This window comes from Streptomyces sp. NPDC003327, from assembly GCF_053589515.1.
On the sequence record NZ_JBSFSA010000004.1, the window covers coordinates 91,975 to 118,322 of the forward strand.

A 26,348-nucleotide genomic window follows, 5' to 3' on the forward strand; every position below is an offset into this window, starting at 1 on the left:
CGCCGTGAGGGCGTGGATCACCGAGCTACGGGTTCCGCTGCGGCGGATTCGGCGAGGCCGGAGTCCTGGGGGCCGACGGGACCGGAGTGGAGAGCGTGCGGCGGACAGCCGCGGCCGTCGCGGCGTGGGCATCGGCGGATGCGTCGTCGCCGCGGGCCGTGGCCAGGGCGGCCAGGGCGTCGTGGGCCTGCGCCTCGCCCGTCGGGTTGTTGACGGCCCGGTGGAGGGCCAGGGCGTCCTCCAGGTACGTCGCCGACTCCTCGTACCGTCCTTGCTCGCGGGCGATGCCGCCCAGCGCGGTCAGCGCGAAGGCCTGGCCGAAGCGGTTACCGGACCGCTGGTGGAGCAGGATGGCCTCCTGGAAGCGCGTCACCGCCGCGTCCAGGTCCCCGTCGGCCCGGGCGACGTGGCCGAGACCGCGCAGTGCGTAGGCCAGGCCGATGCCGTCGTCCGCCCGCCGCTGGAGCTCCACCGCCTCGCCGAACCGGGCGCCGGCCCGGGCGAGGTCCCCGAGCGCCCTGGCCACGTGCCCCAGGCCCGTCAGCGCGTATCCCTGCGCCGCCGGGTCGTCCGCGGCACGGGCCAGCCGCAGCGCGGCCTCGAAGTGCGCGGTCGCCTCCGCGTGCTCGCCGCGCGCCCGCGCGACCTCCCCGAGTCCGCGCAGCGCGTCGCTCTGCCCGGCCTGATCCCCGGACCCTGCCAGCAGCCCGGCCGCCTGCTCGAACTGCGCGACCGCCTCCTCGTGACGGAGCCGGCCCCGCGCGACGTCCCCGAGCCCGATCCGCGCCAAGCCCTGTCCCGCCGCCTCCCCGGCCCGTTCGGCCGCCGCCAGGATCTCCGCGTACAGCGCCTCCGCCCGATCGTCGCGCCCCTCGACGTACAGCAGCCGAGCGGTTCGCACGGCCAGACTGCCGCCCATTTCCCAGCCCTCGGCCAGCGCCGCGGAGGCCGCCCCCGCCAGCTCCTCGGAGGCGGCGTTCGTCCACATCCGGGCGTGGTCGGGGTTGTCGAACGGCCCGGTCCCGCCGGTCGGGTCGGTCGCCGCGTACACCAGGCCGTGCGCGGTGCCGACGACGTCGTCCAGGTGCCGGTAGAGGCCGTGCCGGGCGTGCGCCACGACCTCGTCCGGGTCCTGGCCGCCCACGAGCCGGCGGGCGTACGCGAGGAACAGGTCGTGGAAGACGTACCGGTGCTGGGGGAGCGAGGTCAGCATGCTGCGTTGGAGCAGCCGCACGAGCTTCACGGTGGCGAGCTCCGCGGGCATGCCGGCCAGCGCCGCTATCGAGGCCGCGTCGAAGTCCGGGCCGGGGTGCCACACGCACGTGCGGAGCACCCGCTGCAGATCGGCGCTCAGCGCGTCGTACGAGACCTGGAACGCGGCGGCCGCGTCCTGGTCGATGTCGTCCAGCTGTTCCAAGGGGTACGCGGCCGAGCGCATCACCGCCAGCAGCGCACGCGGCTCCATCTCGGCAAGGAGCGCGCCCACCGGCCGCAGCGCGAGCGGGAGGTGCCCGCACAGCCGTGCCAGCTCGGCCAGTTCGGCTGCCCGGGGTCCGGACGCCTCCGCCACCGGGCGGCCCGCCACACGCAGGAGGAGCTCCACCGAGGCCTCCGGGTCCAACTGGTCGAGGCCGGCCCGTACGGCCGTCTCCAGTCCGTCGAGCCGGTACCGGCCGGTGACCAGGACCAACGAGCGGCCGCCGCTGGACGGACCGGGCAGCAACGGCCTGACCTGCTCGGCGTCGCGGGCGTTGTCGAGGAGCAGCAGCACGTTCTTGTCGGACAGCCAGGCCCGCCAGAGCTGGGCCTTGGTGGGGGTGCTCGCAGGGATGTCGGACCCGCTGAACCCGGCGAGCCACAGCAGTTCGGCCAGCACCTCGCCGGGCTCGCGCGGCGCGCTGCCCGGCGTGAAGCCGAACAGGTCGACCTCGAGCCGGGCGTCGGTGAACCCGTCCGCCAGCCGCTCCGCCAGGGCTCGGGCCAGCGCCGACTTGCCGGACCCACCGGGGCCGTGCAGCAGCACGACCGCCGGACCGCGCCGGCCACGCGACCAAGTTGAGGCCGCTCCACCGCCCGGGCCGCCCACGGCGCCGGGCCCACCCGGGCCGACCCCACCGCCCGCACCACCCGGGCTGGTGCCACTTCCCGCACGGGCGCCACTGTCCGCACGGGCGCCACCGCCCGCCCCGTCCGCCATGCCCACAGCGGCCTCGCAGGCGGCGGTCAGCTCCGGCAGGCGGCGGGCGTGGCCGACCAGGATGGACGGAGGCGGCAGCAGGGTGTTGAGGACGACACCGGGCCGGGCCTGGCCGGACGCCCCGTAGAAGTAGTTGTTCTGGACGCCCTGCCCGATGACTGCCTGCTGGGCCTGCCCGGCCGCCGCGGCGTGCACCGCGCCAGCCGATCCGCCCGTCGCTTCCACGGTCATCGCGGTGCCTGGAAGGTGTTGTGCTGCGTTCCCTGCCCCTGGACCGCCTGCTGGGCCTGCCCAGACGCGGAGGCATGCACGGTCACCTGCGCCGCGGCCGCGTTCACCGTCGGCGTCTGCTCCTGGAGGAACGCCACCAGCTCCCGCAGTCGCTGCTCCTGCTCCGGGGAGTCCTCCAACAGGTCCTCGAACCGGGTCTGCCAGGCCGCCGCCTGCCGCGCCTCGGCCCGCTCGCCGTCCTCGGGCCGGTCCGCGACGACCTCGGCCAGCTCCGCACGGGCCCGCTCCAGCCGCGCCTCCTGCCGGGCCACCTCCTGCGGCTCGCCGCGCCCCAGCAGGCGGGCCGCCCGCTCACGGCACGTCCCCCAGGCATCCGTGGCCATCGCCTGTACGAGCGCGCCGCCCGCCGACGCGGCCAGCGCGGTGAGCGCCTCTACGAGCATCGCCGTCCCCCTTTGTCCACCGGACCCCAACTGACCTTGAGGGCCGCTCTCTTCATACCATCGGGGCAGGTCCGGCCGGTACTCCGGCCGTTCGGAGGTGTCGCCGACGACGGACGGGCACGGACACGGACGGGGACTGCCGCGTGACCGCCGCCCGGGCGGCGAGGACGTTCCGCGACCGGTGACCACACCGCTGTAACAACTTCCCTCGACACCACACCGACCGAGCGAACACCCCGGCTGTTCTTGGACCGTCTCCTCTGTGGTGAGGCGGTCGTTGAGGTCGTCATGGGGCGGGGGACGTGGAGTTGCATTGTTCCGGACGGGTTGTGGGAGATCGCGACGCCGCTGACCCCACCGTCCAGGGTGCGGCCGCAGGGCGGTGGGACGCAGGACACGCCTGATGAGACGCTGTCCGTCGCGATCATCTACATGCTCGTCAGCGGATGTGCCTGGCGGGCTCTGCCGCCCTGTTTCGGAGTCTCAAGTCGACACTGCTCCCCTGTCCAGCATCGACCGCCTCATCAGCCTCTGCCCACCCCCGCCCACCACACGAACACGGACTGGCATGCCGTCGAGCAAACGCTCGACATGCTGCTGCCGGGCGGACTACAGGCACATCTCCGACCTCTATGGACCAGGCACATTCGGTGGGTTCCTGCACCTCTACCACCCCCACGCACACTCGTCCTGGACCAACCTCACCGGCCCGATGCCGTCCACGATCCGCGCCCAACTCCGCAGGGAACAGGAGCAGGGCGTCCAGTGCCTCTCGATGAGGCAGGAGTCGACGCCGCGACCAGAACATCGAAGCCGGCCTGAAGCAGCACGCTGACGCCTTCGCCCGACATACCAGCATGAGCCCCGAGCGCCTCGCAGACGCCGTCCTGGTCCGCCTCGGTGTCGCAGGCGGCGCCCGCGACGACATGGCTCTCGTCACGGTCCGCCTCTGGTGTCGATCAATCAGTTCATCGCGTCCTGGCGCAACCGCAACCGAAGCAGGTACACCGCGCGTGGGTCCTCTGCCATGCAGGCCCCGCCGGCCCGCCGCCCCGCCGCCCCGCCGCCCCGCCGCCCCGCCGGCCCCCGCGCCCGGCCCGGCAACCCCTGGCCGATCCCGGCGAGCCGCCTGCGCCTCGGCTCCCCGGGGCAGGATGCCGGGGAGTGGGAGATCCCCGCGTCCCGCTCCAGTACGAGCGCGCCGTCCTCGCCGACGCGTGGGTGCGGGAGGAGCTGCGCACCACCACCGTGCGGGGCCGGGCCGTACGACGTCGTCGCCCGCCGGCAGGCGGCGATGCCCGAGCAGCTCCTCATGGTTCTGGGCCGGCTGCTCGGCAGCGCCTTCTGCGCGGTGTCACTGGGGGCGTTCGGTAGGGTTCCAAGGTGCTGACGGTCTGGTTGGTGCCTTCCAGGGGGATGACGAGACGAGGAACATGCCGGAGCAAGCGAGGCCGCCTGCGATAGCGCCGACCGGACCTTCGGGCCCGTCGGCCGAGGTGGCGCGGATGGCGGCGGTGCGTCGTTACGACATTCTCGACACCCCTCCGGACGGCGCCTATGACCGTGTCGCGGCGCTGGCGGCGCGTCTGTTCGACGTGCCGGTGGCGACGGTGACGATCGTGGATGAGGATCGGATCTGGTTCAAGGCCAGGCACGGCCTGGAAGGTGTCACCGAGATCGGCCGCGATCCGGGCCTGTGCGCCTCGGCGGTCCTCACGGATGACACCACCGTCATCCCCGACACCCTGCTGGACCCGGTCGCCTGCTCCAATCCGCTGGTCGCCGGCCCGATGGGGGTGCGGTTCTACGCCGCCGCTCCGATCATCACCGCCGACGGGTACCGGCTGGGCACGGTCAACATCCTCGATACCCGCCCCCGCGAGATCAGCGAGGCGGATTCGGCCACGCTCGCGGACCTGGCGGCGGTGGTGCGTGACCAGCTGGAGCTGCGGTTGTCGGCGTTGCACGTGGTGCGCGCCGAGCAGGAGCGCCGCAAGGTCGAGCGGGACAAGCGCCAAGCGGAGGAAGAGGCCCGTCGGCGCGCTGAGCGGGACAAGGCGGCCATCGCTGCGTTCGCCTCCACCCTGCAGCGCACCCTGGTGCCCCCGGCACTGCCCGCTGTACCCGGGCTGGAACTGGCCTGCCACTACCAGACCGCCTCCCCTCAGGAAGTGGGCGGCGACTTCTACGACGTCTTCCCCGTCGACGGCGGCCGGTGGGCGTTCTTCCTGGGCGATGTGTGCGGCAAAGGCGCCGAAGCCGCCTCGGTCACCTCACTGACCCGCTACACACTGCGGGCCGCAGCGCTCGTCGATGCGGACCCCACGGCCGCGCTCAAGGCCCTGAACACCGCGCTGCTCCTGGACGCGGCAGTCGGTACCCGCTTCTGCACCGCTGTCTTCGGCCTGCTCGATCCCGCCCCGGACGGCGGTTTCACCATCACGCTGGCCACCGGCGGCCACCCGCCCGCCTACCACCTCACCCCCGCCGACGACGGCCGCGTGCGGGTCGAGCCTGCCCGCGCCAAGGGCGGCATGCTGGTCGGCGCGTTCGCCGAAGCCGCCTTCGCCTCGCATACCCTGCACCTGGCACCCGGCGAGGGTTTGCTGCTCTACACCGACGGGCTGACCGAGGCCCGCACCGCCGAAGGTGACATGCTCGCCGATACCGGCCTGACGGACTTCCTCGCCCGGCGGCAGGCGCCGGTCTCCGCCGCTGCTCTGATCGACGACATCGTCGCGCTCCTGGACACCTTCCCTGACACCAAACGCGACGACGTGGCCCTGCTGGCCCTGTCCGTCCCCACCCCCGATGCCGCTCCCGCCGGCATCACCACTACCGCTCACAGCGCCGCCGCCCCGACCGTCGACACCTCCGTCGGGCAGGAGAACCGACGTCCATGACCGACGCGTTCCACATCGACGTTCCGCACACCGACGGCACCCTGGCCGTCATCGCCCTGTCCGGCGAATTCGACATCGTCACCGCTCCCGCCGTGCGTGCCCGCGCCCTGGAGCTCATCGCGGCCGGACACGCCGACCTGGTCGCCGACCTGGCGGGTGTCACCTTCTGCGACTCCTCCGGCCTGGGCGCCCTGATCGGCATCTGGCGCTGCGCCAAGGACGCCGATGGTTCCCTGACGTTGGCGGCCATCCCAGACCGGCTGGGCCGCCTTCTCAGCGTCACCGGGATGGACACCTTCCTGCCCGCCCATCCCAGCGCCGACGCCGCGCTCGCTGCGGGCCAAGGCCGCACTACCGCCTGAAGCCCCACCGGGGCGGCACCAACGAGTGACCAGCACTGCACGGCCCGGCCTCCCCCAGGGCACGGGGGGCATGGACAAGCGCGCACCGCGCCCAACGTGCAGGTCGCGGCGCGCGCTTCATTCGCTTCACCAGGCGCTGCACGTTGAGGGGATCGTGCAGCACACGGGATGCTGTCTTTCCTCGCCGGGTCGGGATCCCTCTTCGGTGCTCAAGGCCATGGAAGCGATCAGTATCGCGATCACGGAGGTCAGGTCGCCTCCAGGACGCGTGCACCAAGGCGGCCGACGGTTCCCGCACCCACGCAACCCATGACGCCGAACAGGACGATGCCGACGCAGTGCGGCCGGTGCCACCGGGTGCACCGGCCTCAGGGGCCCGGGCCGCACCGCGGCCGGGAGGCCGTCCACTGAGTGGACCCGACGGCGCGCACCCGGTGCGGTGGTGCGCACCGACGACGCCCCGGCTCCACTCCACCGAGTGGACTCCACCGCGCGGGAGTGGACGCCACCGCCGATCTTCTCCGGCCGGCCGTCGGCGGCAGCGTCCTGGCCCAGTGGGAGTCCATCCTCGCTGCGGCCGTGCCCGAACCCGCCGGGCGCGTCAAGGCGGTGGGCTTCGACGGGAACACCAGCCCCGCCATCACGGCCGTCGGCCCGACTTCGCCTCCGACCGTGCCCACCCCATCCGTGTTGCGCCCCGGTCCGTCGTCCTGCTGCCGTCGCGCGCTCGAGGCGCACCGCCAGGCCACGTCCCGGGCGGACGCTGCCCCGGCCCGGAGCCTGCCCACCGACAGACAACGCAGGTGTGCCGGCCTCACTCCTCAAGTGCAGGCAACGCCTCCGTGACAGTGCGTCTCGGGTCGTGGAACAGGAAGCGACCGGCTGCTTGAAAACGGTTTCCGGTCAGTTTGCCTCCCAGGGAGAATTCGTTGCGACATGGCAATTGTTGCCCTGCGGCATGATGTGGGGCGGAAAGGCCGACCGCAAACTTGGCCGGTTCTCGCCCGTGTGTGCGATGAGATGGCGGGCAGGCCCCGGCCGGTCAGGAAACGGTTGTGGCAGCGTGTGCGGCGCCAGTGGCCGATGGGGCTGCTGTGACATCTCTTCTCGTGGGGGGAAGTGCATGACTTCGCGTGCTTCCGGCACGCCTTCTCGGCGTGCCCGGATATCGGCAAGACACTCCCTGGCCGCGGCAGTCGCGGTTCTCGCGCTGGGCGCGTCAGCGCTGCCGGCCCTCGCCGCCTCACCCGCGGCGGATCCGGGGCCCGGCTCGGTCTGGGGCAAAAAGGCAGCGCCTCTGGAGATCCCGCCGGTCAAGGTGGGATCGACCAAACCCGTGCCCAGCAAGCCCGAGGCTGCGCCGTCGAAGGACGAGGCGGCCTGGCGAGCGGCACAGAAGGAACGCGCCCGCACCGGCGGCGTCCCGCCGAACGCGGGTGGGGTCACGGCCAACCGCACGGCCGGCGAGACCGGAACCCTGGTGTGGGTGCCCAAGGGACAGGGCTCGGTGCCCTGGCACGAGATCTCGGACTTCCGCATCACCGACTCCCTCGTCGCACGGATCAACCTGTCCAACGGCAACCTGATGCTCGCCGCGACCGACTTCGAGGTCGCCGGAGTGGGCCAGAAACTCCGCCTGGCCCGTACGTACAACTCCTTCCAGGGGCCCTACGGCAAGGTGTCGAACCGCTGGTGGCAGGAGTACGAGCGCTACCTGCACATCTTCACGAACTCGGTCGTCGTCTACGACGCGACGGGTGACGCGCTGTCCTTCACCACGAACGCCGACGGCACCTTCACCACGCCCAAGGGATATTCGAAGGACCTGAAGAAGAACGCGGACGGCACCTACACCCTGACCGACCGCAAGTCCGGTGTGAAGGACACCTACGACGCCAACGGGACGCTGACGAAGGTCACCGACCGCAACAAGGGCACGATCACGGTCGACCAGCACGACGAGACCGGCGAGCACGAGGGCTTCAGGCTGACCGAGACCCGCTCGGGCCGCTGGGTCGACCTGCTCAAGACGTATCCGAACCAGTGGCAGGCCAAGGACCACACCGGCCGCACCGCCGTCTTCGACCTCGACGCCGACGGCAACCTCTCCCGCACCACGGACACCGAAGGCAAGACCACCTCCTGCGCCTTCGACGCCGACGGCAGGATCACCAAGGTCACGACCCCGGAAGGGCGGGTGACCGTCTTCACCTACGACGCCCGGAACCGGGTCACCTCCATGCTGCGGGCGACCCAGACGGGCGCCTCCGGGCACACCGGTCCCACCTATACGTACGCCTACACCAACGCCTATCCCTACGAGGCCGGGACGACCACCGTCACCGACCCCGAGCAGCACACCACGAAGTACGAGCACGACGGTGAGGGCCAGGTCGGCAAGGTCATCGACCACCTCCAGCGCACCCGGTCCCGCACCTACGACGCGAACAGCAACGTACAGACCGCGACGGACGCGATGGGCGTCGGCGGCACCGGCGGCAACGTGACCACGTACGGCTGGGACACCCGCAACAACCTCACCTCCGCCAAGCTGCCCACCGGAGCCACTGCCGCCGTGGCCGGCTATCAGACGCTGTCGGGCGCAGATCTGCCCGGCTCGATGACGACCGCCGACGGTGAGAAGACGGACTACACCTACGACGCGGCCGGCAACACCAAGTCGGTCGCCGTCACCGGCACCGGCGGCGGGACACAGTCCTTCGACTACAACCCCACCACGCCCACCTGCGGCGGCTTCGAGGGCCAGCGCTGCAAGGTCACGACGAAGATGTCCTCGACCAAGTCGGTCTCCACCTCCTTCACGTACGACGCGAAGGGCAACCTGATCAAGGTCACCCCGCCGGCGCCGCTCGGTGTGACGATGTACACCTACGACGACCTGGGGCGGCCCGCCTCGGCCAGGGACGGACGGGGAGTCACCACCCTCTACACCTACGACCACCGCGACCGGATCGTGAAGGTCGACACCTCCGGCTACGCCACGGTCACCTACTCCTACGACGGCGACGGGAACCTCACGCTGCGCTCCGACGGCACCGGTGTCACCGCCTACGCCTTCGACCCGCTGTCCCGTGAGACCGTCCGGACCCTGCAGAACGGCTCCCAGACCCGCCTCACCTACACCCCGGCGGGCAACGTGGACACGTACGAGGACCCGGCCGGCCTGACCGACTACACCTGGAACGAGGTCAACAAGCTCACGCAGCTCAAGGACCCGACCGGGAAGGTCACCACGTACACGTACAACAGCAACGACGTCCGCACGAAGACGACGTACCCCGGCGGGACCGCCCAGGAGGTCACGCTCGACAAGTCGAGCCGGCCGGAGCGGGTCCGGGCGACATCGCCCAAGGGCACGCTGGTCGACCTCGCCTACACCTACGGCTACGACCACGACGCCAGCACCACCACCCCCCTCAAGGACGGCGGGAAGATCCGCACCCGCACGGACGCGGTCGCGGGGACGAAGACGACGTACACCTATGACGGTGCGGGCCGGTTCTCCTACGCGAAGGAGGAGAAGGGCACCACCCTCAACTCGTCCTGGCAGTACTGCTACGACCTGGCCGGCAACCTCACTTCCCAGGGCGTCGACCCCGGCTGCCCGCGCGGTACGACCTACACGGTCAACGACGCCCAGCAGATCACGGCGAAGAACGGCTCCACCACGAACTGGTCGTACGACAAGGTCGGCAACGAGACCGCCGGGGCCTCCACCCCTGAGGGCACCCGCACCGCCGCGGCCTGGTCCGACTACTCCCAGATGACGTCGGTCACCGTGGGCGGCAAGACCTACGCCGGCCAGTACGGCTCGACCGACCAGAGCGAGCGGATCAAGCTCGGCGACACGTTCTTCCACAACGGGCCGCTCGGCCTGTCCGCGAAGAGCCTCGGCGGTGTCGACATGGGATTCAACCGTGAGCCCGGGGGCACCCTGAACTCCATGACGACCGGCGGCAAGAGCTACTACTACCTCACCGACGCGCTCGGTTCGGTCGTGGCGCTCGCCGACGAGGCCGGCACGAAGGTCAACTCGTACTCCTACAGCCCCCGCGGCGTCCAGCGTGCCGGGACCTCGGAACAGGTTCCGCAGCCGTACCAGTTCGCCGGCGGCTACCACGACCCGACGGGCCTCTACCACTTCGCCGCCCGCTACTACGACCCCAACATCGGCCGCTTCACCCAGCCCGACCCCTCCGGCCAGGAGAAGAACCCCTACCTCTACGCCGAGGGCGACCCCGTCAACCGCATCGACCCGACCGGGCTCAACGCGGTCTCGAATCTCCTACTGGCCAAGGATCTGCTGGAACTGGGGACCGATGCCTGGAACGGGGACGGAAAGGCGTTGGAAGGCGACCTCGTGGGAACTGTCGCGAGTCTCGGGACGGAGACCGCCTGCATGTTCGGCGCCGGACTCGCCGGAGCGGCGACCGCCGGAGTCGGGGGCGCGATCGTGGCCGGCGGCTGCGCTCTGGTCGGGTCCTACGTCGGTGACAAGGCAAAAGACGCGTACGTGAATTGAGGCACCGCCTTGGTCCGGCAGCCCCGCTTGCCGGACCAGGGCCGAGCCCTAGGGAAGCGAGCGATCATGGAGGTATCTATGAGTGAGCAAGCCGCCATCTGGTTTCCGAGCGGCACAGCAGGCATCGTGCTGCTGGCCGTGGCCGTTCTCGCGATCCTGGTCGGTATCGCCATGGGGCGGTCCAAGCGGCGCCGGTAGACGGACCGTCGTGCTGATGCGTCACCCAGTCAGGTAGTCATGGGGGCATGAGCATGCACCTCGCTCGATCAGAATGTGCAAGCCTGCCTACGGGGCTTGCCCTTGCGGTACTGGTCATAGGTCTCGCGATCGGCCTTCTGATCATCATGCGAGGCAAACGGAGATAACCCGCGACAAGGAGGCCCGTTGAAGCCCGCGTGACAGGTTTCAACGGGCCGCCAGCACGCCTTACTGATCTTTTCGTTAGTTCTGTGGGCCTGGTGGGTGGAGGGTGAGGCCGGTGTGGGTAAGGAAGGACCAGGGCAGTTGGGGGTTGGTGTTGATGCGGTGGATGCCTTGTTCGGTGGCGTCGGCGACATCGGCGAGGTGGTCGCCGGCGAGGTTGGCGAGCTCGCGTTTCTTCAGCGAGGACCACAGCAGTTCCACCGGGTTGAGCTCAGGTGCGTAAGCCGGTAATCGCTCCAGGGTGAGCCAGTGCTGCTCGGCGACCCAGGCTCGCATCGCCCGGCTCCAGTGAGCCGACAGCCCGTCCCAGACCAGCACCACTCGCTCGCCGTTGTAGAACGTCTTGAGCTGTTCCAGGACCTCGATGAGTGCGGCGGTGTCGTAGCTGCCGGGCTTGAGGTGGAAGCACAGCCGAGGACCTCGGTCCGGGTCGGCGGCGTGGTAGCCGAGGGCGCCGGCCATGGAGGCCCGCTTCCAGTTCAGCCGGTGCCGCAGGAACGGGGTGCGGCCGCGGGGCGCGTAGGTGCGGCGGACCTGCGGCAGCAGCGACACTCCTGATTCGTCGAGGAACACGATCCAGGCACGTGTGTTCACGGCCCCTTTTTGATCCGCGGCCACTCGTGAGCGATCCAGCGGGCGATCTCCGACTCGTCCCTTTCGACCGCCCGCCGTTCGGGCCGCTGCAGACTCCATCCGAGCCGGCCGGTCAGCAGCCGCCACACCGAGGCCCGCGACAAGACCACTCCGGTCACCCGCTCGACGACCAGTCCGACCCGTTCCAGGGTCCACAGATCGGCCTCGAAACCATGGGCCTGGGCGCCTTGCTCCAGCGCGGCCCGCACCCGCTCGACCTGGGCATCGTCCAGCTTGGGCGGACGCCCGGTGGCAGGACGCCGGCGCAGAGCATCGGCGCCGTTCTTCTCCCAGACCCGTTTCCACCGCCGCACGCTCTCCTCGCTGACCCCGAGCATCCGGGCGATCTCGGCGTTCGAGTGTCCCTGCTCGAACAACTCGGCCGCCCGCACACGCCGGGCCTCGGACAACTGCGGCCGGGTCAAAGGCGGAACAACAGACGAAGGCTTGAAAGACACCACATCAGGATCCCACCAACGAAGCCGTCAAACCCACAGAACTAACGAAAAGATCAGTAGACGTCGTTTCTTATGGCTGTCGGAGCGGCATGAGAGTCTCCGGTCATGAGCTATGACCTTGCTGTCTGGGAAGGCGAGAGGCCGGCGGATGACAAGACCGCCGGCCAGGTCTTCAGCGATCTGTACGAGCGATACATCGGCAGCGAGACGGAGGAGCCTCCGTCCGAACGCATCGCGGCGTATGTCGCCGTGCTGCTTGAGCGGTGGTGTGACCTCGCCGAGGACGATGAGGACACCTCGCCCTGGTCGACCGGCCCGCTGATCGACGAAGCCAGCGGGCCGCTGATCTACTTCCCCATGCGATTCAGCATGGCTGAGGAGGTGTCGGCCTATGCGGCGACCGTGGCGGAGAGCATGGGGCTGGTCTGCTTCGACGTGCAGCAGGACCGGCTCAGGCCATGAGCAAGGGGCTCAGGCGGCGGTAACCGATCAGGGTCGCTGCTATGCCCACGAAGGCGAGGAAGTGCTCGGCCTTGCGTTCGTAGCGGCGGTGCAGCCTTCGGCAGCCGGCCAGCCACCGTGGCGAAGCGAGAGTCAGCACGCATGGACGAGGCTGTCTCGGACAGGATGGGCTGGGTGATCCTCTCCGACACCGTTTACCTTGCGATAGGGCTGGGTGCGCTCGGCGCGGCCGTCGTGCCGAGGCTCGTGTTCAAACGGCCCTTCTCCATGCCGATGGTCTTCCTCGCGGCTGGCGCCGTCGTGGCGGCGCTGCCGTGGCCCGTGCCGACGGTGGACCCGGTGCGTGACCGGCTCTGGATCGAGCACGGGTCGGAACTGTGTGTGATCGTGTCGCTGATGGGAGCAGGCCTTGCCCTCAACCGGCCCTTCGGCCGGCGCGCGTGGGGCGGCCCCTGGCGCCTGCTCGGCATCAGCCTGCCCCTGACCATCGCAGGGACCGGGCTCATCGCCGTACTCCTGCTCGACTGGCCGCCGGCACTCGCCCTCCTCCTCGCCGCGGTGCTCGCACCGACCGATCCCGTACTGGCTGCGGAGGTGAGAGTGGGAGAGCCCACGGACGCGGAGGACGACGAGGACGAGGTCCGGTTCACTCTCACAGCCGAGGCCGGGCTGAACGACGGACTGGCCTTCCCGTTCGTCCTGGCCGCCCTGGCGCTCGCCGCAGCGGCCGGCGACGGGTGGTCGGCGGGCTGGCTCGGGCGATGGCTGCTCATCGACGTCCTGGTCAAGATCGCGGTAGGAGTGGCGGTGGGTATCGTGGCCGGTCGTCTGCTGGGCCGCATGTTCTTCCGGGCGCAAGCGAACGCGCTGCGCCTGTCGGAGCACATGGAAGGGTTCGTCGCCCTGGGCGCCACGTTCCTGGCGTACGGAGCGGCCGAACTCCTCCACGGCTACGGTTTCCTCGCCGTGTTCGTAACGGCCTGCACCATCCGCGCGGCCGAGCGCAGCCACGGCTACCACCGTGTACTGCACGAGTTCACCGAACAGATCGAACGGCTGCTGACCGTGGTCCTGCTCTTCCTCCTCGGGGGCTTCCTTGTCGCCGACGGACTGCGCACCCTCACCTGGCAGGGAGCCCTCGTCGCCATTCTGCTCGTCCTCGTCGTCAGGCCCGCCGCCGGATGGCTCGGCCTGATCGGATCCGCAGAGGGACCGCGAGAGAAGACGGTCACCGCCTTCTTCGGCATCCGCGGCATCGGCTCCCTCTTCTACCTCGCGTACGCGCTCGGACACAGCGAAGCCTTCGAAGCCGACACGCGACAGCTCTGGTCGGTGGTGGCCTTCACCGTCCTGCTCTCCGTCGTCGTACACGGTGTCACCGCGACACCGGCCATCCGACGCCTCGACAGGCTTCGCCACTCCTCGCCCACACCGCCCTGACCCGCTGCCCAGCGGGAGCGGGAGGCTGCTGTGAACCGGTGAGCAGCGACGGTCGCCAGCATGATCGACGCGGCCATCTGTGACGGAGACATAGTGGTCGTGAGGCAGGCCGGCAGCGCGGAGCGGCATCGTCGCCGCGATGCTCGACGGCGAAGCCACGGTCAAGCGCCTGCGTCGCGTGGACGGCCACGTATGGCTCATGCCCCCCAACGCTGCGTGCGAGCCACTTCGGGCGATGATGCCGTCATCCTCGGCAAGTGGCCACGGTCCTGCCGACCTTTTCGCTCGCCCGCCTGGTCCGGTACGGCAGCGCCTGCTGCTGACCGGAGGCCGCGGTGGGCGCCGGTCCCCTCGGGAGGGGCGAAGGGGGGGCCGACGCCGGCCCGACAGGGGCGGCGGTCCTGTGCGCCGTCCCACCGCGACCGTACGAGCCCCGCGCCCAGGGCGCGGTTTCAGATGGGCCGCCAGAGGGGCGGCCCGGCCCCTGAACCCTCTTCGTCTTCACCGCCCCGCACGGCTGGCGCTGCCGTTTCGGGAGACGGGGGCTGTTGCTGGCCCGGTGGCATGTCGGGCGTGCGCGATCGGGGTGATGCTGACGACATCCCCACACCCTCGCCATCCGGCCCCGCCTCGAACGGGCCGTCACGCTCTCAACGCGGGCGGCCTGTGCGATCTCTACGTCCGGGTCGCCTGACCCCGCAGCACCACATGCCCGCCGCCGCGGCCCCGTCACGGCGGCGGGCCTCGCTTTCTGCGGACGGAGGTGCTCGCGGTTCCTCGTACGCTCGGTGTGCAGCGTGGCGGCCGGTGGAACGACCGTCGCAGCGCCGCCCGGATCACTGCCGTCGTCACCCTCGCGTTCACCTTCCGGTCAAGACGAAAAGCGCTGTGATCGGCGCGGTCAGGTCACCGAGATCTGCCCTTTGCCGTGTTCGGACAGGGTGACGTATCCATGCCGCGGAAGGCGCAAGGTGCCCTTCTGGGTGGCGGCGGAGGCGAAGCGGATCAGCTGCTTCCCGCCGTCGGGTGCCGGGGGAGTCGATGAAGTCGTAGTGCACCACCGGGGCGTATTCGAAGTACGGCCCGGGGTGCCACGGAGTGCGACAATCTGGCCGTGTCCGAGGAGCTGTCGCGCTGGTATCGAGGCCGTCTGGTCCTGGGGCCGTTCAGGCCGTTCGAGGGAGGGAAAGTTGAACGTCTCGAACGGGAAATCGGGCTGCGGCTGCCGCGTTCCTACCGCTCGTTCCTGGAGGCGGCGGGCGGCGAGAGCCTCACGTACTCGGTCCGACTGCCGGCTTGCGACCCGGAGCTGCTGCAGAGTTTTGACGACCTCTATCAGCTCGGCCGTGACAACGATGGTGAATACGGCTGGGGCACCCTGCTGGGCGAGTACCGCCGCAGCCGTAATGGGCGGCTCGCCCATGAGGTCTCGCTGGCCGGTCTTCTCCCGATCGCCCGCAACGGCGGGAGTGACACCCTGTTCCTGGACCTGAACCCGGCGACCCATGGCCAGCTCCATGCCTTCGTGCAAGGCATCCCTCACCCTGGATCCCTGTCAAAGGGGGTCTTCACCAAGGCTGCTGACGACTTCGACGCCTACCTCGACAGCCTCGTTGTCGATCCGGACGTCGCTGAAGACACCTGGGCCGATGCCGTCGACAGCGACACCACCGACCCATGGCGGCGGACCGTCGAGGAGTGGCTGGACGAGGAACGGCCGGGCTGGCGTGCTGAGCCGTGGGCAGCGGCCTGAGTGCCCGGGAGGCGAACCCGTCGACATGCCCTATGGCCCGGAAATACCGTTGTCCGTGTTTCCTTCCGACCTTGGGGTACTTGCCGACGAAGCCCTTGCCCGCATCGTTGGCGACGAGGAGGGACCGGCCTCCGACGCGGAGGACTGGGAGCAGTGGCGAGCTATACTGACGCGCCTTCGCGCAGTGCTTGCCCCGCCACCCCCGTCATTGTTCTCTTCGACGTCCAGCTGTTGCGGGTTTGGTGAGCGGGGTCGGAGGAAAAGCAGGTGCCGACTCACGGGTCGTGCGGGCAGCATGTGTGCATGTCTACTGAGGTCAGCGGGATGATTGAGTGCCGGACAGGCGCCCGTCTCTGGGGACCCGACGACGAGGACGACTGTGTGTGGCACGCCGCCATCGACCTCTTTCTCCTCGATAACGGCAACGCCTACGACGCCCTTGCCTGCCTCTTCGGTATCCGGAACTGCTTCGGATTCCATCCTCTGGCTGAAGGCCGCGGCTTTCCGCGCGATGCGTCCGAGGGGCTCCAGGCCGAGTACGCCGCGTACGGCGGATCTCCTGACACCCACGGCACGACATGGATCACGTGGGCCGAGCTCGCCTCGACCGACTGGCTGGAAACAGATAGTTCCTGCACGCGAAGCCGAGAATCGGTCGCCGGAGACGGCAGCGACTGGGGGCCGGTCTGGAGTGTGATGCGGACACTCAGCGACCTCCACGGAGCGGATCATGTGCGACTCGTCGCCTGGTTCCACTGACATCGACGCCGCGGCGAAGCACCGTTTCAGGGGTCGGGGGGACAGGTATGACCGAACGCGACGTCATGCTCAACGAACTTGCCCAGGGGCTCCGTCCGATGTCGCAGGGCATCGAATGGTTCGACGCACTCGACCCTGAGGAGCAGTCCGAGGCCCTGCTGCTTCTGCGCCACCACTGTGTTCAGGCACGCGCCGTCGCCGAGGACGGACCGGAGGGCATCCGCCGTGCCGGCCTGCGCCCGACGCACACGCCGGGGGTGTTGATCACTCGTGGTCGGATCAGCGATCAACTGGGGAAGATCGCCTCTCTCGCTCCCCGCGACGAACGCCGAAAGGCGTTCCGGCTGCTGGTCGCGGTGCTTGCGATAGCCGATGAACGACGCCGCGGACGCTACTGCTCGAGCGGGTGCGCTCATTGGTGGCACAGGCTGTCTGCTGCTGACTGATCGCTTCGTCGGTTTCAGCGCGTGAGCACCCGTGTCAGGCCGGCGCGTTCGTAGCCCGAAGGACCGGCACCCGATTCGAAGTTCCTGCCGCGGCAGCTCGGCCGATTCACGTGAAGGTCACATGCATCCCGCCCTCGGTCAGGATCTCGGTCACCAGGGCGACCAGGTCGCATTGCTCACCTTCCGGTGCCAGGACGTGGGAGAGGTGCTCAACCCGATGGTGCTGGACGGGCCGATGCTGTTGCCCGTTCTCGACGCCAACGCGCTGCTGGTGGAAGCCTGTGCCCTGGCCAAGAGCGGCGGCAAGCAGGACAAGTTCACCGCGCTCGCCCTCACCGGCCGCGCGGCCCCGTACATCGCCGCCCACGTTCCCGCTGAGATCGACGAGCACCTGGCCAAGATGGCCAACCACCACGAGGTACCGGAGGCCCTGGCACGCCGCGCGCTCGAACAGCGGATCCTGTCCTCCGTCAGGGTCGTCGACCTGGAGATCCGCGACCACCTCTCCCCGCAGACCCGCCACATCCTTCGGGTCGACCACGAGATGCCGCGCAGGCACCGGGGTGACCCGGACGACGCGCCCACGATGGCGCTGGCGGAGTTCCTCGCCCCCTGCGTCATCATCACCCAGGACAGCGTCTTCTCCCGCTTCGGAGTCGCCGTCATCGATTGGATCCCGGTCGTCCAGAACGTGATGCGCATAGCCGGCCTGGAGGCCATCGCCGCGAACGCGCTGACGGTCATGGACTGGGCACTGCGCCTGCTCGGCACTGGCGCCCGCCGCCTTGCCGTCCTTGCCCGGAGCAATCCACTGGCTGCGGCCGCCACCGTGAGCGCGCTGCTGTGGTGGTGCCACCGAAAGGGCTACCTCACGCGAGACAACTGGCACCACCGCCTCTCCCAGGCAGGCAAGGCGGCAACACCCCTGCTGAAACTGGCGAACGCCGGGATGACCGAGCACCGAACGCTCAGCGACTCCCTCCTGGTGGTCCAGCCCCCGCCCTACCCCACCACCGAGCAGCTCGCCGCCCGGCACCTCGCGCGCTGCGGTCGGCCCCTGACCCCCGGCGAACTACGCGACGCGCTCACCCAGCGCGGTCACATCGTCTCCGCTGCACTGCTGAAGCGGGACATGACCGCCCACGCCGCATTCGTCCGCGCCCCGGGCGATCTATGGACCATCGGGCGACCGGCAGCAGGGATTACGAGCAGAAAGACATAGCGCCGCCGCACAGCCCAAGGAGCAGGCGGCCTGAGCTCCAGACGGCGAGCATCGCCGCACTGCCGCAGCTGGCGGACATCGCGAAGGCCGAGGACGCGGGGGACTGGGCGTTCGATCTGGCCGGAGCCATAGCGAGTGGCCTCCTCCAACCGCACGGCGCCGACGAAGAAGTCGCAGGCTGTGCGGCGACCGCGGCGAGCTCCGCGCCATGGCCGCGTTCGACGGCCAGCCCTTGTGGTTCGAGGTCCTGGACGACTTCACCGATTCCTTCGTCACCGGACTCGCTGCTGCGGCATCGTCCTGCTTCCCAGGCGCGGCAGATGCAGGCCCGAAGTCGAGACGGTCGACCGCATCAATGCCCTGAATAGGCTGCGGACGCTGTCGCTCGATTGGACGCCCGTTGCACGCCGCGGGAGAAGGACCAGACGTACCGCGTGCCGGAGAGCGAGCTGCGGATCTTCGGCAATAGGTACAGCCACACCGTCTCCGAGTTCGGGCCGGCCAACCCACAGCACGTAGGCCTCGACTTGCTTCTCCTCAGGTCGGAGGCCGTATCGGAAGCACCCGATACGGCCTCAAGATCGTTTTCGGGGCCGGTCGGGGACCAACCCGACTCCACCGGTCAGCGGGGCCATGATCGCGTCGGCGGGGGTCGCGGAGTCACTCCGCGACCCGGACCGCGCGTGCGGGCCGGATGGCGGCGGCGCGGCGGGACGGTCCCACGGTGGCCAGGAGCGACGCGGCGAACGTGGCTGCGGCCAGGCCGACGATGCTGCTCCACTCGACGGGGAACCCGCCTTCGAGACCCGCGAAGGCCGCACTGTTGTGGTACATGAGCCAGGTGGTGAGAACACCCAGCACGGATCCGAGCACGATTCCCTCCGCGGCGACGAAGGCGCTCTCCGCAAGGAAGGAACGTCGGACGGTCCGTGCCCGGAAGCCGAGGGCCCGCAGGATGCCGATGGTGCGGCGGCGTTCGCGTACGGCCCGGACCATGACCACGCCCAGCCCGGTGATGCCCACGCCGAGGCCGAGGGCGAGGAAGCCCTGCATGAGGCGGAAGAAGGCGGTGCTGGCGTCGAACTGGTGGCGGATCTCGGAGGCGATCGGCGTGGCGACCAGGCTGGACGACAGCTGCTCGCCCTGGAGTTGGGTCGCCAGGGCGTCGGCCGAGGTCCCGGGCCGGGTGCTGACGAGGGCGGAGGCGTTCTGGGCCTGGTCGGCGAACAGTTCGCGCATGCCCCGCTCGCCCATCACCACGGGGTATGTCGTCGAACTGGCACCCGTGCCCGGGTAGAAGACCATGCCGTTGCTGAGCACCCCTGCGACGACCTTCTGTTCGCTGCGTCCGGTCCGCGGGTCCGTGACGGTGAGGGTGTCACCGGGGTCGTAGTAGTCACCTGCCGGGCCGCCGGTGCTCCCGAAGAAGCCGTCGATGACAACGAATCGAGGATCGGTGGCGAGTGCGTGCCACACCGCGGGGTCGTCTCCCAGACCGGGCAGCCGCTCGCGGAAGGTGATGCCGGTGATCGCGCCGTCGGGGACGCCGACGGCGGCGATGTCGAGCGGCTGAGTGCTGCGGTTCCCGGGGTCGGTGGCCCGGCCGGAGGCGTTGAGCAGCGGAGCCACGGTGGCGATGCCGTCGGCCGACGGGCCGCCACGCAGGTCCGCGATCAGCCCCTCGCCCGCGACCTGGGGGTTGTAATCGAGCCGCAGGGAGTAGCCGGACGTGGCGTCACGGACGACTCCGTCGACTCCGGCCCGGAGGACCCCGGAGATCTCCGTGAGGAGGACGAGAACGAACACGATCAGCGTGTACATCACCAGGGTCGCACCCGTACGGAAACGCTTCGCCAGCGGATAGGCGACCGCGAGCCGGGCCGCCAGCCCCGACTCCGACGGCCGCTCCAGGAGCCGCCGCACGGGGCGCAGCAGCGTCTTCTGGTTGTCGCTGACGAGCACCACCGCCGAGAAGGCGGCCAGGGCGCCCTGGATGACGTACACGGACATCGACGGCGTGTCGAAGATCCGGGGACGTACGACGGGTGCCAGCAGGGTCCACCCGAGGACGCTGCCCGCCACGAGGGTGGTGACCGTGTGCCGGGGAAGGAGGCGCAGGAGCGCCGGAGCCGCGAAGGCCAGGGCGAGCGCCGGCATCAGGTAGGTCGCGTCGGGCTGGCTCCGTGCCACCGCCGGGACCGCCACGAGCGCGCACAGGACCGCCAGCGCGGAGGACACGACGAGCAGTCGGCGGCGCGGCCCGCGCCCGGGCGTCGCGGGCAGGTCGCGGATGGCGGCGATGATGTTGAACCTGCTGATACGGAAGCTGGTCGCGAGGATCGCGGCGAAGGCGATGAGCAGCCCCATGGCCAGACCGTTGAGGATGCTGGTGGGCGTGAGGGCGAACGCGATCCGGATGCTGCTGCCACCGACCGACCAGCCCTGGAAGATCTCCGCCGCCACCACGGCGACACCCCATCCGACGGCCACTCCGATGGCCACGCCCGGCAGCGCCGACAGCAGCGCGTAGGCGGCTCCTTCGACGGTGAACGACGCGACCAGCCGGGAACGCTTCATGCCGATCGCGCGGACCATGCCCATCTGGGACTTCCGCTCCTCGCCCAGCATGACGAAGATGTTCACCAGCAACAGAGCGCCCGCGATGATGCTGAAACTGCCGATCATCAGGAACAGCGCGCCGAGGGAGTCGCCGGCCTGCTGGGCGTCGCGCAGCACGGTGTGCTTGGGCGTCTCGATCGCAGTCCGGTCCGCGAGCGGGCCCAGGGCCCGGCGGATGTCCGAGGTCACCTGGGACGTCAGGGCGTCGCCGCCCTCGACACCACCGCGGTTGGACACGAAGGTGACCGAGCGCGGCTCCGCGCCGGTGGCCCGGGCCGCGGCGTCCAGGGTGCCCGGGGCCAGGAAGGCGTCACGGTTCAGTCTGCCGCCCAGGCCCACGCCGGCGAGGCCCTGCTCCGGCACCACGCGCTCCACCCGGAAGGTGTGCGGGCTGCCGAACAGATAGAGCGTGATCGGCTGCCCGGCTCCCACCCGCAGCGACTGTGCCAGCGGCGTGTTGATCACGACCTCACCTGGCTTCGGTTCCGGCCCCTCGATCCCGGACTTCCCGCCCGCGGCGCCGAAGCCCGATGCCTTGTCGAAGTCCATCTGCCACGCGAGCACACGCGGTTCGGCGACCGTCCGGCCGTCGGAGCGGGAGACGGCCGACGCCTGGGTGGCCTGAGCGCTCAGCACGCCGTCGACGTCGGCATCGTCCTCCAGGACCGCCAGCCGATCGGCGACCGCCCGGCCGGCCGGTCCGGGCGGTGCGACGACGCGCTCGTCCACCGGGCCCAGGGTCCGGTACGCCTCCTGGCGTACGGAGAAGTTCAGGGTGTCACCGACCACCAGGGCGCCGATGATGATGGCCGTACCCAGCACCGATCCGCCGATCACGAGCGCGGCCTCGGTGCGCCGCCGGGCGAGTTGGCGGAAGGCCAGCCGACGGGACACCGGCTGCCGGACGACCACCAGTACCAGAGCCCCCAGAGCGAGCGCGAGGACGATGAGCAGCGGGGCCAGCAGGTTCGGATACATCATCGGTCCCGTTGCGTGTCGTCGGCCGAGTCCATGGCGAAGGCGGGCTGCCGGCGGTCGTCGACCAGCCGCCCGTCGCGCATCCGGATCAGCCGGGGGACGCGGGCGCCGATGGCGCCGTCATGGGTGACCAGGACGATCGTCTGGCCCTCGTCCCGGTTGAGTTCGCACAGCAGGTCCATGACCTGGTCGGCCATCGCACTGTCGAGGTTGCCGGTCGGTTCGTCGGCCCACACGACGGCCGGCCGTCCGGCGAGGGCACGGGCGATGGTCACCCGCTGCTGCTCACCGCCCGACATCTCGCTGGGGCGGTGCTCGACCCGGTGGCCGAGGCCGACCCGTTCGAGCATGGCCAGTGCCCTGTGCCGCGCCTCTCGGGGCCGGGTGCCGACGAGCAGCAGGGGGAGTTCGACGTTCTCCACGGCCGAGAAGACCGGGATGAGGTTGAACGCCTGGAAGACGAAGCCCATGGTGCGCGCGCGGTGCTCGGTGCGGGCGGCGTCCGACATCGCGAAGAGGTCGTGGCCGTCGATCTCGACCCGGCCGCCGTCGATGTCGTCGAGCCCGGACAGACAGTTCAACAGGGTGGTCTTGCCGGACCCGGAGGGGCCCATGACCGCCACGAGCTCTCCATGGCGCACGAGGAGATCCAGATCGTCGAGGGCGGTGACCGCCACCGAGCCGGTCCGGTAGATCTTGCGGACTCCGGTGGCGACCAGGAGGGGTCGGTCGCTGTTCATGTCTTCCATGCGAACCCCTGGGCGGAGGGGACGGCCACGGCCGACCAGGCCACAGTGGAGTGCCGAACGGTCCCCTTCCGGGACCGTTGGCCCCTGTGAGCCCCGCCGGCTCGCCCGCAGGGTGGAGGGAGGAGCCGCCGAGCGCGGAGACGTCGCGGAGATCCGGGACATCGATGCTCCCCGCTCTCGCTCCTGGGAGGTGAGGACCATGACCAGGACCGGAGCACGAGCCGCGTGGGACGAGGACCGCGCCGGTCTGTGGGCCCACGTCGGCGACCGGCTGATCATCGGCGGCGCGACCGTCGGCGACGCGGGGCGCGACGGTGAGATCGTCGGGCTGCATCATGCGGACGGGACCCCGCCCTATGACGTCCGCTGGTCGGACACCGGCCGGGTCACACTCGTCTTTCCCGGCCCCGACGCGCGTGTCCAGCACTTCGCGCACTCCGAAACGGAAGCGGCTGCTTCACAACCCTGAGCTCCGTCCGGATCGGCTGCGCAAGGCGCCGAACGGGCTCCGACAAGGCCCGGTCAGCCCTGGTGCGAGCCGAGCCGGCGACGTGTACCGGACGTGAGGAAGGACCCGCGTGAGGACGCGGAGCAGCGGACGTCGTGCCGCGCACCGCGCAATCAGGGTCCGCGAGAAGCGGATGGGTCCTTCCTCCCGTCGCGCTTCCTCCTGATGTGCCCGCCAGCCGGCAGGTACTGCCTGCTTCTTCCGCACCCGGCTCCGCTCCGACGGGGGACCGGGTGGGCCGATGACAGGACCGACCGGCCCTACTCGGCCCCGTGAGCCCGGTGCGAGCGTGGCAGTGATCCACCTGGCACTCGAAAGGCGGTGGGGACGATGGCATCGACCGTGGCGACAGCCCCCGTGGTGGTGGGCGTCGACGGTTCCGACGCGAGCCTCACGGCTCTGGACTGGGCCGTCGACGAAGCGGTGCGGCACGGACATCCGCTGCGCATCGTGCACGCCTCTCTGTGGGAACGGTACGAGGGCGCCGTGCCGGCCTGGACCACCGACCGCCCCTCGGGCCAGGTTCTCGCGGAGAACATCGTCGGCACGGCTGCGGACCGTGCCCGGCGCCGTGCTCCCGCTCTCACCGTCACCGCGGACGTACTCGCCGAGGACGCCTCCGGTGCGCTGCTCCGTGAGGGGCAGGACGCCGTGGTTCTCGTCGTCGGCTCCCGTGGGCGGGGAGAGCTTGCCGACCTGCTGCTCGGCTCCGTCGGCCTCGTCGTGGCCGCCCGGGCCCACGGCCCGGTCGTCGTCGTCCGCGGGGACCGGCACGCCCTGCAAGCCCGCCACCAGCGGATCCTGCTGGGCATCGGCGATCACGACGTGGACGCACCGGCCGTCAGGTTCGCTTTCCGTGAGGCGGCGGTCCGGGACGCGGAACTCGACGTCGTACGCACATGGCGACGTCCCGCCCACGAACCGGTCGAGCACCCGCTGCTGAGCGGCGAGCCCCGCACGTACTTCGAGCACCGGGCCTCCGAACTCCTCGACAAGGTCCTCGACCCGCTGGCGCGCGAATTCCCCCACGTCCGGCTACGCAGGAGCACCGTCGAGGGTTCCGCGCACCGGGTGCTGACGGACCGCTCCGCCGCCGCCGACCTGCTGGTCGTCGGGGCGCGACGCCAGGGCCGCCTGGTCGGCCTTGAGCTCGGCAGGGTCGCGCACCGGGCGCTGCACCACGCCTCCTGTCCGGTCGCCGTCATCCCCCAGCACCACCACGCTCCCTCGGACGGAGAGCAGCCGTGAACTCCGCTGCCCCGCACCACATGAGCGACCTCGGCCGCCGCGTCGAGGCCAGGCGAGCCCGTCTCGGCCCGTCCCGCGAGGAGGTGGCCGCACGGGCCGGCTCCACACCGGGGTACATCGACCTCCTTGAGGAGCAACTGCCTTCCCCCGGGATCGAGTTCCTGGTACGACTCGCGAACGCCCTGGAGACGACCGTTCAGGATCTGACCGGCCGCCGTGACCGTGCGTCGTTCACCTTGGACAACTGGCAGATGGGCTTCGTCCGGGAGATCATGCGGGGGGCCGGAGCAGCCGCCGGGCGCAGGCTGCTCGAACGTGAATGCGTATCCCACGGCCGGTAGCGTAGGTGCTTCCGCTCTGCGGGCCTGCGGGTGGGACGTCGGCGCGGCTCCGCGAGTCGCGATCGGAGCGGTACCGCACGAGACTGGCGGGTGTGAGCACTGTTCCGCAGCCTGGCCGACGACGTGAAAGCGTCCGCGTACTCGTCGCTCACGCCGGTGTCCACGGCTCGACCAGGAGCATCGCCGAGCGCATCGCCGCTCGTCTCGGGGAGCAGGGAGCCCTGGCCGATGTGCTTCCCGTCAAGGCGGTGGGCGACCCGCGTGCGTACGACGTCTTCGTGGTGGGCAGTGCCGTTCACGACATGGCGTGGCTTCCTGAGGCGCTGAGTTTCGTCCGCGCCAGCGCGGACCTGCTGGCCGGGCGAGACGTATGGCTGTTCAGCGTGGGGATGCCGGCTGCCGTGCGAGGTCCGTGGCGGGCACTGGTCGGCAGGGAGGAAGGCCATGTGGTCGGCGGCCTGGTCGACGAGTTGCGTCCCCGCGGTCACCGCCTGTTCTCGGGCGTCATCGAGCCCGGGCACCTGACGCCGGCAGCGCGCGTGAAGTTCCGGGCGATGGGGCTGCGCTACGGCGACTACCGGGACTGGCCCGCGGTCGACGACTGGGCCGGGCACATCGGTCGTGAGGTGCTCGGCAGCGGCGCCGAAGCCGACGACACCCCGGATTGACGGCACCCCGTGTCGAGACGGGCCGGCCGGGACACGGCGCTGCTCGGCGGTCGGATCAGGATCACACCAACGGCACGAGGACGACCGGGGCGGGGCTGTGGTGGATCAGCGCGTGCGCCACATGGCCGAGGTGCGGGCCCACGGGCACCCTCCGGCTCCGACGGCCCACGATGACGAGATCCGCGTCCTGCGACGCCTCGACCAGGTGGTACGCGGCAGGGCCCATGGCAGCCCCCGCCGTGACGTGCACCCCCGGGTACCGCCTCCGCCACGGCTCCAGGAGATCGTCAAGGCCTCCCTCGAGACGGTCGCCCAGCACGTCGCCGGGTGCAGGACTCGCCAGAGCCGCGTAGCCGTACGAGGCGGGCAGCGTCCAACTGTGCAGGAACCGGAGGGGGAGGCCCGTGCGAGCGGCCTCCGCGAACGCCACACCGAGCAGGGCCTCGCACCGGTGGCAGATGTCGACGCCCACGACGATGCCGGCGCGGGACGGCGTGGGCCGCTCACCCTTCACGCGCACCAGGGCGACCGGCTGCCGGGCGGCGCCGACGACGGAGAGAGACACCGAGCCGACGACGAAGCCGAGGACGCCACCCAGACCGCGCGAGCCGAGTACCGTCAGGTCGGCCTCGTTCGCGGCGGCGGTCATAACCTCGGCCGCCCGGCCCTGCACTCTCTCGGTGGACACCTCCAGTCCGGGATGCTCCTTGCGTGCGTCTGCCGCCGCGTCCCGCAGCAGGCCGCGGGCGCGTTCTGCGTGGGTGCGAGCGTACGGGGACGGGATCTCCGGTGCGTTCGGCCACTCGTCCACGTGCACGATCCGGAGCGGCACTTCGCGGAGCACCGCTTCCGTCGCCGCCCAACGAGCGGCCGCGGTGCTTTCCACCGAGCCGTCGAGACCAACGGTGACCTGGGCTGTCATGGCCTGCCTCCTCAGCCGGGTCCGCGCCCTGGCGTCCGAG

General features: G+C 70.5%; 19 protein-coding genes and 3 pseudogenes. 15 read left to right on the top strand and 7 right to left on the bottom strand.

Features of this window, described 5'->3' with window-relative positions; translation table 11 throughout:
* Positions 1-25 precede the first annotated feature (25 nt).
* Positions 26-2,428, bottom strand: a complete 2,403-nt coding sequence (locus tag ACWDVG_RS05145; RefSeq protein ID WP_451696343.1) for a tetratricopeptide repeat protein — start codon at positions 2,426-2,428, stop codon at positions 26-28.
* Positions 2,425-2,871 (bottom strand): hypothetical protein, encoded by a 447-nt coding sequence (locus tag ACWDVG_RS05150; protein ID WP_399617822.1) that lies wholly within the window; start codon positions 2,869-2,871, stop codon positions 2,425-2,427. Before ACWDVG_RS05150 ends, ACWDVG_RS05145 begins: the two co-directional genes overlap by 4 nt.
* Positions 2,872-3,159: 288 nt before the next feature.
* Here ACWDVG_RS05150 and ACWDVG_RS05155 point away from each other — a divergent pair.
* The 4 genes and pseudogenes from ACWDVG_RS05155 to ACWDVG_RS05170 all read left to right on the top strand — a co-directional run.
* A pseudogene (locus tag ACWDVG_RS05155) lies at positions 3,160-3,357 on the top strand (transposase); the annotation flags it as partial.
* A 1,019-nt stretch (positions 3,358-4,376) separates the two neighbouring features.
* A complete protein-coding gene (locus ACWDVG_RS05160; RefSeq protein ID WP_451696345.1) occupies positions 4,377-5,774 on the top strand; it encodes a PP2C family protein-serine/threonine phosphatase in 1,398 nt (465 codons plus the stop codon).
* Positions 5,771-6,136, top strand: a complete 366-nt coding sequence (locus ACWDVG_RS05165; RefSeq protein ID WP_451696347.1) for an STAS domain-containing protein — start codon at positions 5,771-5,773, stop codon at positions 6,134-6,136. The genes ACWDVG_RS05160 and ACWDVG_RS05165 overlap by 4 nt, the downstream gene beginning before the upstream one ends.
* Before the next feature lie 1,336 nt (positions 6,137-7,472).
* On the top strand, positions 7,473-10,679 hold the full coding sequence (locus ACWDVG_RS05170) for an RHS repeat-associated core domain-containing protein (protein WP_451696349.1): 3,207 nt from the start codon (positions 7,473-7,475) through the stop codon (positions 10,677-10,679).
* Positions 10,680-11,120: 441 nt separating this feature from the next.
* Here ACWDVG_RS05170 and ACWDVG_RS05175 read toward each other — a convergent pair whose 3' ends face one another.
* Both ACWDVG_RS05175 and ACWDVG_RS05180 read right to left on the bottom strand, forming a co-directional pair.
* Positions 11,121-11,696, bottom strand: coding sequence for an IS630 family transposase (locus tag ACWDVG_RS05175; protein ID WP_451696329.1), 576 nt, complete (start codon positions 11,694-11,696; stop codon positions 11,121-11,123).
* Positions 11,693-12,196, bottom strand: coding sequence for an IS630 family transposase (locus ACWDVG_RS05180; RefSeq protein ID WP_451696352.1), 504 nt, complete (start codon positions 12,194-12,196; stop codon positions 11,693-11,695). Before ACWDVG_RS05180 ends, ACWDVG_RS05175 begins: the two co-directional genes overlap by 4 nt.
* Before the next feature lie 102 nt (positions 12,197-12,298).
* Here ACWDVG_RS05180 and ACWDVG_RS05185 point away from each other — a divergent pair, with 102 nt between their 5' ends.
* The 7 genes and pseudogenes from ACWDVG_RS05185 to ACWDVG_RS05215 all read left to right on the top strand — a co-directional run bounded on the left by ACWDVG_RS05185 (position 12,299) and on the right by ACWDVG_RS05215 (position 18,275).
* Entirely contained in the window at positions 12,299-12,655 is a 357-nt protein-coding gene (locus tag ACWDVG_RS05185; protein WP_451696354.1) for a hypothetical protein, read from the top strand.
* Between the two features lie 165 nt (positions 12,656-12,820).
* Entirely contained in the window at positions 12,821-14,095 is a 1,275-nt protein-coding gene (locus ACWDVG_RS05190; RefSeq protein ID WP_451696608.1) for a cation:proton antiporter, read from the top strand.
* A 57-nt stretch (positions 14,096-14,152) separates the two neighbouring features.
* Positions 14,153-14,353, top strand: a pseudogene (locus tag ACWDVG_RS05195) (LexA family protein); the annotation flags it as partial.
* 856 nt (positions 14,354-15,209) lie between these two features.
* Entirely contained in the window at positions 15,210-15,848 is a 639-nt protein-coding gene (locus ACWDVG_RS05200; RefSeq protein ID WP_451696355.1) for an SMI1/KNR4 family protein, read from the top strand.
* A gap of 303 nt (positions 15,849-16,151) precedes the next feature.
* On the top strand, positions 16,152-16,607 hold the full coding sequence (locus ACWDVG_RS05205) for a hypothetical protein (RefSeq protein ID WP_451696357.1): 456 nt from the start codon (positions 16,152-16,154) through the stop codon (positions 16,605-16,607).
* Between the two features lie 47 nt (positions 16,608-16,654).
* The gene (locus ACWDVG_RS05210; protein ID WP_451696358.1) at positions 16,655-17,053 is read left to right on the top strand and encodes a DUF5958 family protein; all 399 of its coding nucleotides are present in this window, start codon (positions 16,655-16,657) and stop codon (positions 17,051-17,053) included.
* A gap of 196 nt (positions 17,054-17,249) precedes the next feature.
* Positions 17,250-18,275: a PIN domain-containing protein gene (locus ACWDVG_RS05215; protein ID WP_451696360.1), complete on the top strand. Its 1,026-nt coding sequence runs from the start codon at positions 17,250-17,252 to the stop codon at positions 18,273-18,275.
* Positions 18,276-18,935: 660 nt separating this feature from the next.
* Here ACWDVG_RS05215 and ACWDVG_RS05220 read toward each other — a convergent pair.
* Together ACWDVG_RS05220 and ACWDVG_RS05225 are read right to left on the bottom strand one after the other, a co-directional pair.
* Positions 18,936-21,875, bottom strand: coding sequence for an ABC transporter permease (locus ACWDVG_RS05220; RefSeq protein WP_451696362.1), 2,940 nt, complete (start codon positions 21,873-21,875; stop codon positions 18,936-18,938).
* Positions 21,872-22,612 (bottom strand): ABC transporter ATP-binding protein, encoded by a 741-nt coding sequence (locus tag ACWDVG_RS05225; RefSeq protein ID WP_451696363.1) that lies wholly within the window; start codon positions 22,610-22,612, stop codon positions 21,872-21,874. Before ACWDVG_RS05225 ends, ACWDVG_RS05220 begins: the two co-directional genes overlap by 4 nt.
* A 256-nt stretch (positions 22,613-22,868) precedes the next feature.
* Here ACWDVG_RS05225 and ACWDVG_RS05230 point away from each other — a divergent pair.
* From ACWDVG_RS05230 to ACWDVG_RS05245, 4 genes and pseudogenes are all read left to right on the top strand, one after another.
* A pseudogene (locus ACWDVG_RS05230) lies at positions 22,869-23,066 on the top strand (DUF1918 domain-containing protein); the annotation flags it as partial.
* A gap of 393 nt (positions 23,067-23,459) precedes the next feature.
* A complete protein-coding gene (locus ACWDVG_RS05235; RefSeq protein ID WP_451696365.1) occupies positions 23,460-24,377 on the top strand; it encodes a universal stress protein in 918 nt (305 codons plus the stop codon).
* Positions 24,374-24,718 carry a helix-turn-helix domain-containing protein gene (locus ACWDVG_RS05240; RefSeq protein WP_451696366.1) on the top strand — a complete coding sequence of 115 codons (345 nt, stop codon included), beginning with the start codon at positions 24,374-24,376 and terminating at the stop codon, positions 24,716-24,718. The genes ACWDVG_RS05235 and ACWDVG_RS05240 overlap by 4 nt, the downstream gene beginning before the upstream one ends.
* 92 nt (positions 24,719-24,810) lie before the next feature.
* Positions 24,811-25,386, top strand: a complete 576-nt coding sequence (locus tag ACWDVG_RS05245; protein WP_451696368.1) for a flavodoxin domain-containing protein — start codon at positions 24,811-24,813, stop codon at positions 25,384-25,386.
* A 61-nt stretch (positions 25,387-25,447) separates the two neighbouring features.
* Here ACWDVG_RS05245 and ACWDVG_RS05250 read toward each other — a convergent pair whose 3' ends face one another.
* A complete protein-coding gene (locus ACWDVG_RS05250) occupies positions 25,448-26,308 on the bottom strand; it encodes a universal stress protein (protein ID WP_451696370.1) in 861 nt (286 codons plus the stop codon).
* Between the last annotated feature and the right edge of the window lie 40 nt (positions 26,309-26,348).